Genomic DNA, 16,751 nt, shown 5'->3' with positions numbered 1-16,751 from the left:
TCGCCACGGCGGCCGTCACAGCGCCGCGTCGATCAGCATGAAGGCCGCCACCGCCAGCAGCACCAGCGCGAAGATCCGCTGAAGCGTGTGTCCCGAGATCTTCGCGGCCAGCCGCTTCCCGTCCCAGGCGCCGAGGATCGCGGCGCCGACGAACGGCCCGACGACCGCCCAGTCCAGCCCCTCGACCGTGCCGGCGCGCGTCGCCAGCGCGGCCAGCGAGTTGACGGTGATGACCAGCAGGCTGGTACCCACCGCGTTCCGCATCCGCAGGCCCAGCACGTTCACCAGGGCCGGTACGGCGAGGAAACCGCCGCCGACACCGAGGACACCGGTGACCGCGCCGAGTCCGCCACCGGCGGCCGCCACCCGCCCCGGCCGCACCGTCACGGCGCCCTCCGCAGCCGGCCGGGACCGCAGCATACGCAGGGCGGCCACTCCCGCGACCACGGCGAAGGCCGCCGTCAGTACGGCCGCCGGGATACGGGTGGAGAGCGCGCCGCCCAGCATCGCCGGGCCGATCCCGGCCGCCGAGAACAGCAGTCCCGTACGCCACCGGACGTGGCCGTCACGGGCGTGCGCGACCAGCGCGGTGACCGAGGTGAGCGTGACGATGACCAGACTCGCGGTCGTCGCCCCGACCGGACTGAAGCCGAGCAGGTAGATCAGGGCGGGAACGGCCAGCACACTGCCACCGCCCCCGAGCGCGCCGAGCGCCAGGCCGATCACCGCGCCGGCGGCCAGGGCGAGTATGACCGCGCTCACGCGACGGTGCCGTTCCCACCGCGTGCGCCCACCACCGGCAGACCCGCCCCCGCCCAGTCCCCCATCCCCCCGATCACGTCCACGGCCTGCGCGCCCCGGGCGACCAGCAGTTCCGCGGCCCGCCGGGACCGGTTGCCCGAGCGGCAGATCACGACCAGGGGCCGCGCCTGCACCTCGGCGGGCAGCCCCGCCCCGGCGGCCAGCGCGGACAACGGCAGATGAACGGCGCGCGGCGCATGCCCCGCCTGCCACTCGTACGGCTCACGCACATCCAGCAGCACGGCGTCACCGCCGCTGCCGACGGCGCCGCCGTGGCCGGTGCGCGCGGCCGCCTCCTGCACGGTCACGCGACCCGGACCGCCCCGGTCTCGTCGGATGCTCATACGGATTTCTCGCTCCTGTTTCCTCGTCGGTACGGAAGATCGGTGGGACGTCTGCAGCGTCCGACGCCGTCAGGGGGTCCGGACGGTGAGTCCCGCCTCCTCGGCCGCATCGAAGGAGTCATCCACCGCGACGACGTCCCGACCCGCGGCATCCAGCAGCGAGGCGGCGATGGCAGCCCGCATGCCGCCCGCACAGTGCACCCACACCTCACCGTCAGGAACCTCGCCGAGGCGGCGGTGCAGGGCGTGGACCGGGATGTGGACCGAGCCCTCGATGTATCCCGCCGCCCGCTCCGAGCCGCGCCGGACGTCGAGGACGACGACTCCCTCCGCCGGGTGCCGGCCGGCGAGATCGGCGAAGGTGGCGCGCGGGAAGGAAGCCTGGGCCTCCCCCTCCCGGACCCAGTCGCCGGGTTCGCCGGTGGCCGCGGCAGCGGGGCGGTCGATGCCCACGCGGACCAGCTCGCGCTGGGCGGTGGCGAGTTGCTCAGGTGACTCGGCGAGCAGCGCGACCGGCTTGCCCCACGGAATCAGCCAGGCCAGATACGTCGCGAGCTGCCCTTCGGCCTCGAAGTTGAACGAGCCGGAGACATGACCTTCGGCGAACGCGACGCGGTTGCGCAGGTCCACCACCCACTCCCCCGCCGCCAGCCGGACGGCGATCTCCTCGGCGTCGGCGACGGCGGGCGGGGTCAGATCGACGGGCGCGGGTCCTGCGGCATTGGCCGGGCCCATGTGCGTGTAGTAGGCGGGGATGTCGTCCAGGCCGGCCAGCAGGTCGGCGACGAAGGTGTCCACGTCCCGGACGAGGGCTTCGTTGGACGCCTTCTCCTTGCCGATGGTCGTGGCGCCGCCCTCGGCCTGGGAGGACGAGCAGAAGCTGCCGAATCCGTGCGTGGGCAGCACGGCCGTGTCGTCGGGCAGCTCGGCGGCCAGGCGGTGCGCGGAGGCGTGCTGTGCGCGGGCCAGTTGCTCCGTCAGCCGCGGCTCGACCAGGTCCGGGCGGCCCACCGTGCCGATCAGCAGCGAACCGCCGGTGAACACCGCGACCGCCGTGCCGTTCTCCTCCAGCGCATAGGAGGTGTGGTGCGGGGTGTGACCGGGGGTCGCCACGGCGCGCAGGGTCAGGCCCGCGTCCGAGTCGATCTCCGCGTGGTCGCCGTCGTGCACCGGCGCGCGCTCGAAGGAGACCCTGGCCCCGGCAGGGACGAGATAGGCCGCACCCGTGATCCGGGCCAGCTCCAGGCCGCCGGTGACGTAGTCGTTGTGGACGTGCGTCTCGACGACGTGCGAGATCCGCACCCCGCGCCGGGCGGCCACCGCGATCACCTGATCCACGTCACGGGGCGGGTCGACCGCCACCGCCGTCCGCTCGCCGCCCGCCAGGTAACTGCGGTTGCCGAGCCCGGCCACCTCGATCGTGTCGACGAAGAACACGAGGCACTCCCTTCCAATGAAGAATTACCCCAGGGGGTATGCTTACGACCGTAACACGAGTACCCCGGGGGGTATTTCCAAGCGCAGGGAAAGCCCGGGGGAACACCTCACGAGTACCTCGCACACGGCCGGACACCCGGTCCGCGCCGTGCGAGCCGACCGGAAGGACCCCTGCCATGCGCTACGACCGCACCGTGCACCTCGACACCGACTTCGCCACCACAGTCAGCCGCGTCCGCGAGGTCCTCGCCGAGCAGGGCTTCGGCGTCCTCACCGAGATCGACGTCACCGCCACCCTCAAGGCCAAGCTCGACCACGACATGGAGGACTACGTCATCCTCGGCGCCTGCAACCCGCCCCTCGCCCACCGCGCCCTGGAGACCGACCGCAGCATCGGCCTGCTGCTGCCCTGCAACGTCGTCGTCCGCCGAGACGGAGACCGCACCGCCGTACAGGCCCTCAACCCGAACACGATGGTCGCCCTCACCGAACTGGATGCCCTGCGCCCGGTCGCCGAGGAGGCCACCCGACGCCTCGACGCCGCCCTCGCCTCCCTCACCGCAGCCGGCGCGGACAGCTGACGGAACGCCGAGCGAGCGCACGCATCCGCTACCGACCGCGTGCCGACTGCGGGGTGCACGGGCGGTCGAGCCGTCTTCGCCCGGATGACCCGCGAGCTGGAAGGTGCACGCGCTGCAGACCGCCCTGCTGTCCGCCCGCTTCACCGTGACCGACCCGGTCACGGGACAGGACTGCGAAGTCGACATCCTCAAAGAGGTCTTCTGGCGGCCGGTCGCCCAGAGCCCGTCTGGACCTGTCCTCGCGGAGGAGGACGTGATCGGGACCAAAGTCCGCGCCCTCGCCGGCCGCGGAGCACCTCGCGACCTGATCGAGGTGTTCGCGGCCTCCCGCCACGGGACCAATGCCGAGCTCGAGGAGTTCGGCCGCCGCTACGCCCGTGGGCGCTTCGAGCGCGACCTGCAGGCGAACCTCACGGGCGCCGACTGGACCGACGATGAAGCCTTCGCCGCCTATGGACTCGATGACGCCACCATCGCCGCTCTGCGCACCTGGGCCGCAGATTGGGCCGACGACCTCGCGGCCCGTCTCCTCGAAGAGGCCCGTGATCTGGACATCGACTGTGGAGGTCGAGGGGACACCGGCCCAGGGCGCGGTGTTCGTCGAGCAGTTGGAGGGCGGCGCGTTCTGTCCAGAGGGCGTAATCAAGGCCCGGGACCAAGGCGGCGGGCCCGTCGTGTGCGGTGACGGCACGGAGTTGGCGGGCCGCCTCGGCCTCCAGGACGCCGGACTCGAACAGGATGAAGCCCCCGCCAGGCCGGCTCGGCGTGCACGATCCCGCCGTGCTCGAGCAGCCGCCGCCCGCCCGGTGTGCATCGCTAGAAGCATGCTGCTGCCCGACACTCCGATTGAGCCGCGCTGGCGAACCCGGGACGACCGCATGACGCTCCGTCAGAATCAGCGTCGAACGAGCGTCAAGACGTTTCCCCAACCGGCCCGCAGAAGTCGAGTCAACCTGCACCCCCCTTACGCGAAGCCGCAGGTCAGACAGGCGGCGGTAGCGTGCGCCATGCCTCACGTGGTGGACTTGGGGGAAACAGGTCGAGCGCCACCGACCACGCCCGACCGCCAAGGAGAACCCGCAGGTCAGAGGGCCTTTGAGGCAGGCTCAAGAATCGCCACGCACTCCACGTGCGAGGTCATCGGAAAGATGTCACAGGGAGCGAGCCAACAGAAACCGCAGGTCAGGGTCGGGTTCTCGGCTCGGTGGACGACATCTTGGGACCCTGAGCGTCAAACGAGCGTCACGGGGCGGGCCTGCCCGTCGTGATCAACCGGCGACTGGCTGGGGCGAAGGCTTGCCTCTTCTTTGCACTGACCTGCAGCCCAGCTCCCGGGGCGCATCGGCTAATTCGCCAGTGACAGAGTGACCGGTGCAACGGAGGTGCGTGAGGTTTCCGTGATGCCCACGATGTGCGCCCGGACAGCGTCTGCCCGCAGCCATCCTCGGGTGCGGGCGTCCTCCAACATCGCCGCCCATCGATCGGCCCAGTCGGGCGTGATCGGTTGGGGATCGACATGTACCAGTTCACGTAGCCTGTGAGTGTTCAGCCAGCGTGGCTAGTACCGACCACGTGCCCCAGGTTTGCATGTCGAAGGGCCGCCGAGACGTCCGCGATGCACCACCGCCGCGGTCACGGCGGCGGACGTGGGATTCATGTGCACACTCTCCTTCAGCGCCCGGCTCACTTCACTCGCCGCCGGGCCTCGTCGTGGATGGACTGTGCGGGCAAGTTACGTTGGAGCAGGACGCCGCGTACCGTGCGCAGGAACGGCAGAGGGCAGCCGGCCTCCGGCGCGTGATCGCCCGGCTCACGTCACGGGCTCGGAGTGACGCAGACAGCGGCCTCGTCGGGCGGGCGGTCCGTGAGCTCGTCGAGCGGTACGACTTCGGCGGCCGCGCCTGACAAGTCACCGCGTGCGGCAGATGCCATGGTTCCTGCACCTACCGACCCGTAGCTGTCTACGCTGGCCGTGTGCGGGCACGGGAGGGGAGCGATGCCCTCGTCACACGGGGACTGTTCAAGACCTACGAGACGGGAGCCGCATCGGTACGAGCATTGCGCGGAGTCGACTTCCGCGTGAGCATGGGCGACTTCGTCGCCATCATGGGGCCGTCAGGGTGTGGGAAGTCCACCTTGCTGAACCTTGTCGCGGCCCTCGACCAACCGGACGAGGGCGCCATCGCGGTGGCCGGCTCGCGGGTCGAGAGACTGTCGGCCGCGCAGAGTGCCAGGATGCGGCGCAGACACATCGGCATGATCTTCCAGTTCTTCGAACTGGTCCCCCAGATGTCCGCGTTGGAGAACGTGAAGCTCGCCGCACTCCTGAGTGGTGCCTCCGCCGCCGACAGCGAGCGGCGAGCGACCACTCTGCTGGACACCCTGGGGCTGCTCGGCAGAGCGGGGGACTTACCGCACACGCTGTCCGGTGGGCAACGCCAGAGGGTGGCCATCGCCCGGGCGCTCGCCAACCGGCCCACGCTCCTGCTGGCGGACGAGCCCACTGGAGCCCTCGACTCGGGCGGGACCAGGGAGATCATCGAGTTGCTGCAACGGCTTCACCGGGACGGGCAGACCATCGTGCTGGTCACGCACGATCCGGAGGTCGCCGCCGCGGCGCTCCGGGTCGTGCACATGCGGGACGGCTGCCTGGAGGCCGGGCCGGGGGAGGACATGGCGGACGGAGGCGGGCCGGCATGATCCCGACCGGACAGTCGAGTGCGGTGGCACTTCGAGCCCAGGTGTCATTGGCCGCCTCGGCCGTTGTGGTGGCGGCAGCCACGGGCAGTGCCCTGCTTCTCGTCCGGTGGGCGACCGGAGGGCCGTCATTGCCGGTGATGGTCCTGACCGTCGTCGTTCCCGCCGTCCTGTTGTGGCCGATCGCGGGCTTCGTCGCCGGCCCTCGACGGGTCAGTGGCCCCGCCACCGCAGTCGCCGCTTGGGTGGTGGCGACCGCCCTGGCCGTCATGGCCGGTGTCGCCGGGACCGTACTGCTGCTGGGACGTCTGCCCGACCACGGCGAGGGCGAACTGATGGGAGCGGCCACGGCCGGCATCGCACTGGCCGCCGTGCTCGCCGTCTCGTCGGCCGGGCGCGTGTCACCCGCACTGCGCCGGTGGGCACCTCCCCCGGCACGGCTTCCGGACGATCTCCTGGCCGTCTTCTCCTCCCGCTCCGCGCACGGTGCGGAGTTGGCAGATCTGCTGCGCGAGCTCGCCGAGGCGTTACGCCGTCACTGGCAGCTTTCGGCGGTCCACCTGTGGACCGCCGAGGAGGGTGCGTTGCGCTGCTCCGTATCCGTACCAAGGCCCGCTGAACCACCGGGTGACGTGGGGGCGACGGACATCCGCCTGCTCCGCAGGGTCTCGGTCGCGGGATCCGGCTGGCTGCACAGCTGGCTGCCGGATCTCCTCCAGGGCCGGACGGTCTGCGAGTTGCGCCTCGCACCCGCCGTCCACGGCCGGGACGTCCTCGCCCTCGTTGTCGTCGAGCGGGACGACGACGCGGACCGGTTCGGTGAGGCCGAGGAGCGGGCGTTGATGGAGGTCGCCCAGCGACTGGCGATGGTGCTGCGCAACAGGGAGCTCGACGAGCGGCTGGGAGACACCCTGCGCCATCTGCGGCGCATCAACCAGCAGTTGGAGGAGTCGAGCAGCCGCCTGGTCACCGCGGCGGACGCCGCCCGGGCCGCGATCGAGCGCGACCTCCACGACGGTGCGCAAGCACATATCACCGGACTCGTCGCCGCCATCGGCCGGGTCCGCGACTCGCTGTGCCGCGTGGCACGGTTTGGCGACCGGGAACGCGCGGCCTGTCTGGCGGACCTCGATGCACTGACCGAACGTGTCAAGGAGGCAGCAGACGCGCTGCGGGACCTGGCACACGGCATCTACCCCGCGGTGCTGACCGATTTCGGCCTGCGTGCGGCGCTGAAAGCGGTGGCGGCGCGCAGTGCCGCCCCGGTGACCGTGGATGTGCCGGACAGCACCCGCTACGCGCCCGGAGTGGAGGCGGCGGTCTACTTCTGCTGCGCGGAGGCGTTGCAGAACGCCGCCAAACATGCGCCGGGCGCCTCCGTGTCGGTCCGCCTGTGGGCGTCTGAGGGCCGGCTGCACCTCATGGTCCGGGACGACGGCCCGGGCTTCGACCCCGCGTCCGTTCACCGCGGCAGAGGTCTGCTGAACATGGAGGACCGGCTGCGGGCACTCGGCGGTGAGCTGACCTGTGAGTCGGCGCCAGGGGCCGGGACCACGGTGTGCGGATTCGTGCCACTCCGCAGGGAGGCGTGACGTGCAGTGGGGCGCCGTCCTGGCGGTCGCGAAGGCCGAATGGCGCAGCCGGTGGCGCGGCTCACTGGTCATCGGCTTGATATTCGGCCTGATCGGGGGGTGCGTGATGGCCATTATTACTGTCACCCAGCGCACCGACTCGGCCTTCCCCAGGCTGGTGGCAGCGGTGCACCGCCCGGACGCGGTCACGCATGTCGTGGGCGCGCAGGACGCGCTGCTCCAGCAGGTGGCGTCCCTGCCGGGGGTGGAGGAATCATGGGCGCCGCACATCTGGGTCGGCCGATTGGACAGTGGCCCCCTCACCTATCTGAGCGTCATGGCGGGGCCCGGCCGTCCCGCCGACCTCGTCCGGCCGGTGCTGCTCGAGGGCCGTGAGCCGCGGGAGGGCTCCCCGCATGAGGTCCTGCTCTCCGAGGACTACGCCCGGGCATCCGGCGTCTCGGCCGGCTCGACGATCGACATGACGCTGCTGACGGGCCAGCAGGTCGCCCGCTTCGGCGTCGGCTTCGGCAAGCCGGCCGGTCCGCGAGTGAGGTTGCACGTCGTCGGCATCGGAAGGATGCCGCTGTGGGGAAGCGATGCTGGCACCGCCATCGCCACTCCCGCGTTCGCCGACCGGTACGTGTCGTCCTCCGCCGGTCATGTCTCGTTTCTGCGGCTGGCTCCCGGTGACGAGCCCCGGCGGGACTTCGACCGGGCCTTCACCGCTCTCGCCGCGGCCAACCCGGCGCCCCCGGAGCTGGCGGAACTGGGGCCGCTGCAGGTGCGGTATCCGACGGCGACCGAGGACCCCTTGGTGGCCCCCGTGCGCCGGGTCCTGGTCGCCGGGCTCACCATGTCGGCGGGGGTCACAGCCGTGGCCGCGCTCCTGATCACGACACAGGCCCTCAACCGCCGGCACGCCCAGAGCCTCACCGCCCACCGCGTCGAGGCGGCTCTTGGGATGACACGCCTCGAACGGGCGGTGGCGAGAACGGCGGCCGCCCTACCCAGTGCGGCGGTCGCGGGCTCGACGAGTACCGCGACCGGTCTGGCCGCCGGACTGCTGGAGCCGCTCGGCGCGCTGCGGGCGTTCGAGCCCACGCCCGGCTACCTGCCAAACCCGGGGATCGCGCTCATCGGCGGGACGTCCATCGCCCTGATCCACCTCGCGCTCTCCGGTGCGACGGCCGCGGCGGTCCTGCGCAGCACGCCCGCGGGCGACGCAACGCCGCGGCGCGGGCCATGGCTTCCGCTCGTACGGCGTAGCCCGGTCCTCCTGGCCGGGCTACGCATGGCCTGGGGGCCCGGACAGGGCCGTGGCACCGGTATGGCCAACCAGGTCCTCGGACTGGCGGCGGTCGTCACGTTGAGCGTCGCTGTCTCGACGTTCTCGACCAGTCTGGACAGGCTGGTGTCCACTCCCTCGCGCTACGGGGCGCCCGCCGACATCTCGCTGATGGACGCCAAGGCTCCGGACGTCGCACGCCTGGCCACCGATGCCAGAGTCGCGGCGATCGACGTCGTGAGCATCGGTGAAGTCGTCCTTGGAGGCGACATGGTGCGCGCCTACGCCTATCGGCCGGTCAGCGGGGCCCGAGAAGTGACCGTGATCTCGGGTCGGCGCCCCGCCGCGGCGGATGAGGTGGCCCTCGGGCCACGGCTCGCCGACCAGCTCCAGGCCCGGAAGCGGGACGGCCGTCTCGTCGTCACCCTCGCCGACGGATCCACCGCGACGCTGCGCGTCGTCGGCGTCATCACCAACCAGCCGACCGATGCGAGCGAGCGTCTCGGTGCGAGCGCGGTCTTCTCCCCATCCGGTCTCGACCGAGTGGCGGTGACACCGCCGAGACAGGACGCCCGCATCACGGCGGAGCCCGGCCAGCTCGAAGCCCTGCGGGCGTCCATGGAGCGGAACCTCGAAATCTACGGTGCCGAGACGCCCCAGGAGATCACGACGCTCGACGGGCTGCGGCCCCTGCTCGGCTTCCTGACCGGCGTGATGGCCTCCGGGGTGGTCGTGGCCGTCACCCATTCCCTGTGGCAGACGCGGCGGCGCAGCCGGCGGGCGACGGCCGTGGCCCGGGCACTGGGCTTCACCCCGGTCCGGGTCGGAGCGCTGCGCGTCACCATGGCCGCGGCGCTCGTAGCACCGGCCCTGGCACTCGGTGTGCCGATGGGGCTGGGCCTGGGGCGGCTGGTGTGGTGGGAGGTGGCGACCGCGTCGGGGGTGGAGGGGGATGTGCTCCTGCCGGGCGCATGGGTGGCGGCCGCTGCCGCGGCGGTGCTCGTCGCGAGCATCGTGCTGCCGACCGCCTGGACGCGGCGGGAAGACCGCGCGGTGGCCGCCGAGCTGCGGGCGGAATGAGGGCTGCCGCACGGCCCGTTTCCTTCCACGGGGCGGTCCCGGGGGCGTGCCCGTCCGCGCGGCGCCGGACGCTACCCGTCCTGGTCGAGGAAGAGCAGCACCGCCCGCACCCGCTTGTTGATGTCCCGTTCCTCTGCGATACCGAGCTTGGCGAAAATGGCGTTGGTGTTCTTCTGGACCGCCCCCTCCGTCAACCCGAGCACCTTGCCGATCGCCGCGTTGCTCTTTCCCTGCGCCATGTGACGGAGCACCTCCAGCTCCCGAGGCGTCAGTGCGTCCAGCGCGGACCGCTTGCCGCTGCTGCGGGTCCGCACCATGGTCTCGACCACGGCAGGGTCGACGACGGACAGTCCCGCGGCCACCTGCCGGACGGCATCCGTCAGATCCCGCACCTCCGCGACCCGTTCCTTGATCAGGTACCCACGACCAGCGACACCGTGTTCGAACAGCGCGTAGGCGTAGGCCGGTTCCTTGTGCTGGCTCAGCACCACCACACCGATCGAGGGGTGTTGCTCCCGCAGCAGCGCGGCGAGCCGGATACCTTCGTCCTTCTTCATGGGTGGCATCCTGATGTCGGTCACGACGACGTCGGGACGCAGCGTGTCGATCTGCTCGAGAGCCGTCGAAAGGTCCGCCGCCTCCCCTGCGACCTCCAAACCGGGCTCCGCGTCGATCAGTTGGGCCAGACCCTTGCGCAGGAGTACGTCGTCTTCGGCCAGTACGACTCGGATGGGCATGGCCACAAGCCTACTCAACGAGCCGAGCACACATGGGCCGACCTGACGGGTGATGGCAGCTACCCCTCGGAGGGGGAGGTTTCCATCCCCGTACACACACCCTGGGAGGATCGTCGGCTGCTCGCCGCTCTGCGACCGTGGAAGGGCGGCTCCCCGCGGGAGCCAGCGGGCGCAACCCGCGTCCCGACCACGAGGAGGCACAGTGACCGGCGAAGTCCCGGAGGAAGCCACCGCAACCAGGTCCACCATCGCCCAGCGCCTTCTGCGCGCCGTCCGGAAGGACGGGGACGGCGACGGCGACGGCGACCAGGTGGATCTCCGCCTCGTGCACCACAAGCGAGATGTGTACCGCCGGGTGGCGGACCGGATGGCGCAGCTCTTGCCCGCTCCGCCCGCGGCCCTGCGGGTGGCTCTGATGCGGCTGTGCGAGGAGGACGACCCCCGTGTCCTCTCGCCCGGGGGCGGAGAGCGGGTGGACGAGGCGCTCGTCGACCAATTGAGGGAGATCCTTATCGCCCTCACGGTGATCTTCGAGTACATCGAAGGACCGTACGTGCGGGTTGTCGAACTCGTCGTCCGCAACGGCGACAAGCCGGTGGTCTACCGGAACAAGACGTACGCGGACGGTCTGGACGTCCCGCACCGGGTCACCGAGGCGCGGATCATGGCCGGCGAGACGGAGACCCGCTTCACCGTTTATCCACCGACCGCGGCGGAGGTGTGACATGCCGCTTCCCATCCTGATCTGGATGGCTTTCGCCGGGGGTGCCGCCTGGCTGGCCGTCAAGGCCGTGGAGACCCTTTGGCTCCGGGTCCTGCAATGGGCCGAACAGAGCCTTCTGCCGTGGGCCGAGGCCCGGTTCCCCGCGCTGGCCCAAGACCTGCGGCTCGCCTACCTGCACATCCACGACCTCTCCGCGCGGAAGCTGGACGAGGTACGCAGGGCATGGCTCCGCGTCCGCCAGGTACTGCTCGACCAGACCGCCGAGCTGGTTCGCCGGCCGAACGGACACTGGGCCTTGAAGCTCACCAGCGTGGTGGTCGACGCCGCCCGACAGGGGCAGCCCCCAAGAAAGCAGCAACAGGAGGTGTGGACCGAGCTCGGCAACCTCTCCGAGGAGGAGCTGGCCCGCTGGCGCGCATTCCACGAGAAGGGGACGCTCCAGATCGTGCAGACCAGGGACAACGAGCTGTTCGGTGACGAGAACGGGGAGCGCTGACATGCCGGCATGGAGCACCAACGGAACAGCCCGGCCCGCCGCCGTCGCCGCACTGCCACCGGCCGCCAAAGACCCGGTCGCGGGCGAGCGGCGACGGCCCGTACGGAAGCTGGACGAGCTGATCGTGGCGGACGTCGTCCTCGAGCAGCTCCGGCAGACACTGACCATCGTCACCCACCGGCAGACGCTGCTGGAAACCTGGAACCTCGCCCGGCTGGTACCGCACCGGACCGGTATGGCCGTCAACCTGTACGGCCCGCCGGGCACGGGCAAGACGCTCTGCGCCGAGGTGATGGCCTCGGCGCTGGAGCGGGAGCTGCTCGTCGTCGACTACACCGCGCTCGTCTCCAAGTACGTGGGGGACACGCCGAAACACATCGCTTCGGTGTTCCGCGCCGCTGAGCGGACCGGTGCCGTGCTGTTCTTCGACGAGGCCGACGCGCTGCTCACCGCCCGGGAACACTCGGGCGGTGAGGCGGCCGACTCCGCCAACCTCAACCGTTCCGTGCTGCTCGGTGAACTCGACCGAGGCGGCTCGGTCGTGGTCTTCGCCACCAACCGCGCCGCCGACTACGACCCGGCGTTCGTGCGCCGCATGATCGCCCATATCGAGATTCCGTTGCCCGACGAGGCGACCCGGGCGCGCCTCTGGGAGCGCATGCTGCTCGACGAACTGCCCCGGGCCGCGGATGTCGATCCGCGCGAACTGGCTTCCCGCTCCGAAGGACTGTCCGGTGCCGACATCGTCAACGTCATCGTGCGTGCCGCCGCGCGGGCCGTCCAACGGGAGGGGGACGAGCGGCGCGTCGCCCTCGCGGACCTGCTGCGCGAGGTCGAGGCGGTACGTGAGGCGGCACGCCGTATCGGCTCGTCCTGGCAGGCGTCGTGTTGAGGTGCGCGCGGTGCGGCGCCTCGTTCCAGGGGGGCGCCGGGAGCAGCGTTCGTCTGATCGGTGAGACCGATGTCGTCCTCCTCGGCGCGCTCCTGCGCGGCGATCTGGACAGTGTGCGCTGCCCGGCATGCCGGGCAGCGCTGGGGCGGACCCCCATGCTCATCGCGGTCCTCCCCAGTAAGGGCGCCGCCTACTACACAGCGGGACAGGTAAGGGGACACAGCCCCACTGCCTCCGTCATGTGGGCGAATCTGCGGGCGTTGCTCCCCGGTGCGGCAGCCCCCCGGCTCGTCGAGCATCCGGACGCGGAAGCCCTGCGGCGGGCCGTCACGACGGAGCTGGCCGGGCAGCTCGGACCGCTCCGTTCCGTCGTCCGCGCGGTCGCCGACGGCACGATGCCGGTGCTGATCTCCGCCCAATGGCGGACGCTCACCCCGGCCGTGTTCGCCGCTGGACACCTCGCCGTGGCCGGCGAGTTCCCCCGGCTGGAGCTTGGTGGCGCCGACGCGGACGAATCCGACGACTCGGCGCTGGCCCCCCTGGTCGCGCCCCACCGATACGCCCACGCCGACCGCCTGGCCGCGCTGACCCTCGTACAGCTTGCCACGCTGGACGAACTGTGCAGGGAATGGAGCGCGTTCATCGACGCCAAGTGCGCGCCGCCGCCCGGCGTGACCTTCGAGGAGGATCTGCACGCCTACGTCGACCGGGGCCCGGACCGGTCCCGGCTGGCCGCGGCGGCGCACGAGGTCCTCCACGGGCAGGAGGGACTGGTGCCCTACGTCCTCGAAGCCGTCCTGGCAAGCCTTCACTCCGGCACCGGAGTTCCCAACCCCCGGGGCAAGCAGTGGGCGGAGCTCTACTTCGCGCACGAACTTGCGGCACGGGCGCGGCGGCCCCCGGCGCGGTACATCACGGCGAGCCGCGTAGCGGCCGAACGCGCGCGGGCGACCATCCCCCACGAGCACGCCTGGGGGGCCGCCGGAGCGGTACTGGCCACGCACATGACCGAAGGGCGCGGGGGCCTGGACCTGCCGGGCGGGCCCGCACTCCTCGAAGAGATCGCCACGGACGCCGGGCACCCCCACCTGATGGAAGCGGTGGGCCAGGCGCACCTGCGCAGCACCGTCAGCACGGTGGAGGGCGTGGTTCAGGAGTTGCGCCGCGAGGCGGCCACGCGCGGCCCCGATGAGCTGGTCGCGCTCGTCCGGCTCCATGCCGAGTTCCTGGTCGCCCAAGGACGGGTGGAGGACCTGGAGGCCGTCGAGGTGACCCTGCGGGAGTGTCTGGGCGGGGACGGCGTCGCGCGGGGCCGCTCGGAGACCTGGCTGGCCGGAGCGCTGAACCGTGCGCACCGGCCCGCGTCGGTGATCACCAGGCTCGGCACCGCCCCCCAGCCGTGGGAAGCGGAACTGGACACGGATCTGAAAGTGAACCTCCACCACGAACGGGCCACCGCGCTGGAGGGTTCGGGACGCTTGGCAGAGGCGCTCGCCATCCGGGTAGCGGTCCTCGGTCTGCTGGACGAGACGTCCCCGAGGCACCCTTGGGCGCTCACCAATCTCGCCCTGACCCAACTCGGCCTGGGCCGACCCGACCTGGCGCTGCCCGGAATCGAGAAGGCGATACAGCTCTCGGGGCCGGACCCGTCACTGCTCGAGTACAAAGCCATGGCGCACGAGGCAGTCGGCGACCGGTCGGCTGCCGAGGCCGCCCTGGCCATGGCCGAGAGGCTCTCGTCCTTGGACCGCTCCCGGCACTATGCCCTGCTCCGGGCGCACCAGCTGGCCGTCCGTGGGCGGAGCGACGAGGCGATCGGCCTCCTGACCAGTGGTTCGGGGCTCAAGGGCGCGGCAGCCGCCACAGCGGACGGACCCGATCTGCTGACGGAGTCCCGCGCCTGGGCGGCCCTCCTCGACAGGCGGGCCGAGCTGCACTCGGCGGCCGAGGCGCGGGCCGCCGCTCTGCCCCCGCTGCTGCACGCCTTCGCGGGGCGGAGCGAGGCGGCGGGTCACGCGACGCTCGCCGCCGCCGCCCACAGGTGCCGCGCCGAGCTTCTCGACGCCATGAACACCGGCGCCCCGGGGGACGACCTCGTGGCCGAGGCGTGGCGCGAGGCCCACGCGGTCGGGGAACGCCATGGCCTGGCGCCCGACGGGATGACCCTGCTGAAGCTGGCCTTCGACGCGTACGCCCACGCGGACACCGAAGCGGCCCGGCTTCACCTGGCGGCGGTCCCGACCGCCGTGGCCGCCGAGATCGGAGGCGTACCCGACGTCAGCAAGGTCGTCCACGGACCGGCGAAACTGGGCGCCCCGCTTGCCGATATCGGCGGCCTCCTGCTCGGCGTCCTCACCGACGGCGGGCCCGAGCCGTCGCAACGGAGCCACGGTGCCGCGCGAGTGGAGTGGCCGGACTTCCGCATGGTGGCCGAGCTCCAGCGCGACGCCGCCGGGCGGGCCGCATCCCGGCGCCGGTTGCCGGACGTGACCGTATTGGACGAGGGGTTCACCGACGCTGCCGTGGCCCGGCTGGCCCAGCCGGGCCACGGCCTGGTGGTGGTCGAATGGTTCTACGTACGTCACCAGGACGATCAACGCGACAGCGGTCTCTGCTCCGTGCTGACGCGCATCGACGCAGCCGGCCACGTCACGACGTATTTCCTCCCGCAGGAACAGATCGACTACGCCCGACTGGGGGCGCGTCTCCGCAAGCGCCTGTTCGACTGGAGCCCCCGCCGTCGGGGCGACCCCCTGGACCAGGCGGAGTGGCGCCGGGCCGAAGAGTGGATGGTCAATGTGCTGCGCACCTGTGCCGAAGCCGACGATCACGTCGTCGTCCTGCCCCACGCGGCGATGGCCGGCCTGCCGTGGCACACGGCGATCGGACCGCACTGGTCGGTGTCGTACGCATCGGGCTGGACGGCCCTCCACTCGCTCCTGCGGCAGCCTGTGCCGCCGAGGGAACGCATTGGGGTCCTGACCGTGCCGCGTTCGGGCGAACAACCCGAGGTTGCTGCGGCGCTGCGCGCGTCCGCAGGCCGCGCCGCGGCGCTCGGGGCGAGTGCGGTGGCGCCGCAGGAAGGCGCCTGTGACATGGCGGCCTTCGAGGAGGTGATGCGCCGCTGTGATGTCGCGGTTCTGCTGTGCCATGGCCTCGTCAACCACGTCGAGCGTGAAGTGGCGTTGATGCTCGCCCATCGCGGAAACGCGCCGCTGGCCGATTCGGTCGCCGCCGGCAGCTCGCTGGGCAATGCCCACCGGCTCAGTTGGCGTGACTGCGCCCTGCTGCCCCACGCCTCGCGCACGGTGTTCTCCGCGGCCTGCTCCAGCGGCGTGAGCCACCACGCCGGGCTGGGCGACCGTCTCGGCATCTTCGGGGCGCTGCGCCATGCGGGAACCTCGGCGGTTGTCGCTCCCGGCTGGGACGTGGTGGCCTCGGCGACACTGCCCGTCCTCGACGCCACCCTAGCGCGCTTCATGGAAGGACATCCCTTGGGACGAGCACTCCGGCAGGCGTCCCTGGACGCGACCGAGGACCTGCCGACCTGGTTGGCGTGGTCCCTGACCCTCGAAGGAGACTGGCGATGACGGAATCCCTGGCAGCGTTTCTCGAGCACATCGGGGCCGACGCCGACACCGTGCAGCAAGCGGCCCGCTACTACCTCGCCGCACACACAGACGACCTCGACTACGAGGAAATGAGGGACGAGGTACTGGCAGCAGCACCTGACGCGGCGGAGGCGGAGGAACTTCTCCACCTCCTGACCTCGCATTCGGAGTACCTCGAACAGGGTGCGCTGGTGATCCTTTCGACGGCCTGGGAGGAACCGGGAGAAAGGGACATGGTCCGCGACGCTCTGCTGGACGCCAAGGCGAAGCTGCCGGTCATCGAGGTCGCCATCCTGGGAATCGTGATGATGTACGGCATGTACCTGTTGGCCACACGCGGCCGGAAGAAGCACAAGAGGGTTGTGGAGCGCAGGCGGGACGGGTCGTTCAAGGAATCCGTGGAGACCGAGTACTTCCGGCCGGGCAATCCGCTTTCCGCGCTGGTCCAACTGTTCAACCAGCCGCCTCCGTAGAGGCTCCCGCTGCGGCGAG

The 16,751-nt window shown here is 71.3% G+C and carries 13 protein-coding genes and 1 pseudogene; 10 read left to right on the top strand and 4 right to left on the bottom strand.

Going from position 1 to position 16,751, the window contains the following annotated elements:
- Nucleotides 1-15: 15 nt before the first annotated feature.
- The 3 genes from SLUN_RS29930 to SLUN_RS29920 all read right to left on the bottom strand — a co-directional run bounded on the left by SLUN_RS29930 (nucleotide 16) and on the right by SLUN_RS29920 (nucleotide 2,582).
- A complete protein-coding gene (locus SLUN_RS29930; RefSeq protein WP_108153082.1) occupies nucleotides 16-762 on the bottom strand; it encodes a sulfite exporter TauE/SafE family protein in 747 nt (248 codons plus the stop codon).
- Nucleotides 759-1,145 carry a rhodanese-like domain-containing protein gene (locus SLUN_RS29925; RefSeq protein ID WP_108153081.1) on the bottom strand — a complete coding sequence of 129 codons (387 nt, stop codon included), beginning with the start codon at nucleotides 1,143-1,145 and terminating at the stop codon, nucleotides 759-761. The genes SLUN_RS29930 and SLUN_RS29925 overlap by 4 nt, the downstream gene beginning before the upstream one ends.
- A 69-nt stretch (nucleotides 1,146-1,214) precedes the next feature.
- Nucleotides 1,215-2,582 (bottom strand): MBL fold metallo-hydrolase, encoded by a 1,368-nt coding sequence (locus SLUN_RS29920; RefSeq protein ID WP_108153080.1) that lies wholly within the window; start codon nucleotides 2,580-2,582, stop codon nucleotides 1,215-1,217.
- Nucleotides 2,583-2,758: 176 nt separating this feature from the next.
- On the opposite strand from SLUN_RS29920, the gene SLUN_RS29915 reads away from it, so the two are divergent.
- The 5 genes and pseudogenes from SLUN_RS29915 to SLUN_RS29895 all read left to right on the top strand — a co-directional run bounded on the left by SLUN_RS29915 (nucleotide 2,759) and on the right by SLUN_RS29895 (nucleotide 9,799).
- Nucleotides 2,759-3,163 (top strand): DUF302 domain-containing protein, encoded by a 405-nt coding sequence (locus SLUN_RS29915; protein ID WP_108153079.1) that lies wholly within the window; start codon nucleotides 2,759-2,761, stop codon nucleotides 3,161-3,163.
- A 97-nt stretch (nucleotides 3,164-3,260) separates the two neighbouring features.
- A pseudogene (locus SLUN_RS29910) lies at nucleotides 3,261-3,722 on the top strand (hypothetical protein); the annotation flags it as partial.
- A gap of 1,415 nt (nucleotides 3,723-5,137) precedes the next feature.
- On the top strand, nucleotides 5,138-5,863 hold the full coding sequence (locus SLUN_RS29905) for an ABC transporter ATP-binding protein (protein ID WP_217506055.1): 726 nt from the start codon (nucleotides 5,138-5,140) through the stop codon (nucleotides 5,861-5,863).
- Nucleotides 5,860-7,452 (top strand): sensor histidine kinase, encoded by a 1,593-nt coding sequence (locus SLUN_RS29900; RefSeq protein ID WP_159100346.1) that lies wholly within the window; start codon nucleotides 5,860-5,862, stop codon nucleotides 7,450-7,452. The genes SLUN_RS29905 and SLUN_RS29900 overlap by 4 nt, the downstream gene beginning before the upstream one ends.
- 1 nt (nucleotide 7,453) lies before the next feature.
- Nucleotides 7,454-9,799, top strand: coding sequence for a hypothetical protein (locus SLUN_RS29895; protein WP_108153077.1), 2,346 nt, complete (start codon nucleotides 7,454-7,456; stop codon nucleotides 9,797-9,799).
- Between the two features lie 71 nt (nucleotides 9,800-9,870).
- Here SLUN_RS29895 and SLUN_RS29890 read toward each other — a convergent pair whose 3' ends face one another.
- Nucleotides 9,871-10,536 carry a response regulator transcription factor gene (locus SLUN_RS29890; RefSeq protein ID WP_108155009.1) on the bottom strand — a complete coding sequence of 222 codons (666 nt, stop codon included), beginning with the start codon at nucleotides 10,534-10,536 and terminating at the stop codon, nucleotides 9,871-9,873.
- 202 nt (nucleotides 10,537-10,738) lie between these two features.
- Here SLUN_RS29890 and SLUN_RS29885 point away from each other — a divergent pair, with 202 nt between their 5' ends.
- The 5 genes from SLUN_RS29885 (at nucleotide 10,739) to SLUN_RS29865 (ending at nucleotide 16,732) form a co-directional block, all read left to right on the top strand.
- Nucleotides 10,739-11,260 (top strand): hypothetical protein, encoded by a 522-nt coding sequence (locus SLUN_RS29885; RefSeq protein ID WP_108153076.1) that lies wholly within the window; start codon nucleotides 10,739-10,741, stop codon nucleotides 11,258-11,260.
- A 1-nt stretch (nucleotide 11,261) separates the two neighbouring features.
- Complete coding sequence (locus SLUN_RS29880) at nucleotides 11,262-11,756, top strand: hypothetical protein (RefSeq protein WP_108153075.1); 495 nt, start codon at nucleotides 11,262-11,264, stop codon at nucleotides 11,754-11,756.
- 1 nt (nucleotide 11,757) lies between these two features.
- Nucleotides 11,758-12,648 carry an ATP-binding protein gene (locus SLUN_RS29875; RefSeq protein WP_108153074.1) on the top strand — a complete coding sequence of 297 codons (891 nt, stop codon included), beginning with the start codon at nucleotides 11,758-11,760 and terminating at the stop codon, nucleotides 12,646-12,648.
- A gap of 155 nt (nucleotides 12,649-12,803) precedes the next feature.
- Entirely contained in the window at nucleotides 12,804-16,238 is a 3,435-nt protein-coding gene (locus SLUN_RS29870; RefSeq protein ID WP_159100345.1) for a CHAT domain-containing protein, read from the top strand.
- A complete protein-coding gene (locus tag SLUN_RS29865; RefSeq protein ID WP_108153072.1) occupies nucleotides 16,235-16,732 on the top strand; it encodes a hypothetical protein in 498 nt (165 codons plus the stop codon). The genes SLUN_RS29870 and SLUN_RS29865 overlap by 4 nt, the downstream gene beginning before the upstream one ends.
- Nucleotides 16,733-16,751: the final 19 nt, after the last annotated feature.

This window comes from Streptomyces lunaelactis, assembly GCF_003054555.1.
GTDB classification, from domain to species: Bacteria; Actinomycetota; Actinomycetes; order Streptomycetales; family Streptomycetaceae; genus Streptomyces; species Streptomyces lunaelactis.
This window is presented reverse-complemented; position numbering and strand designations above follow the sequence as displayed.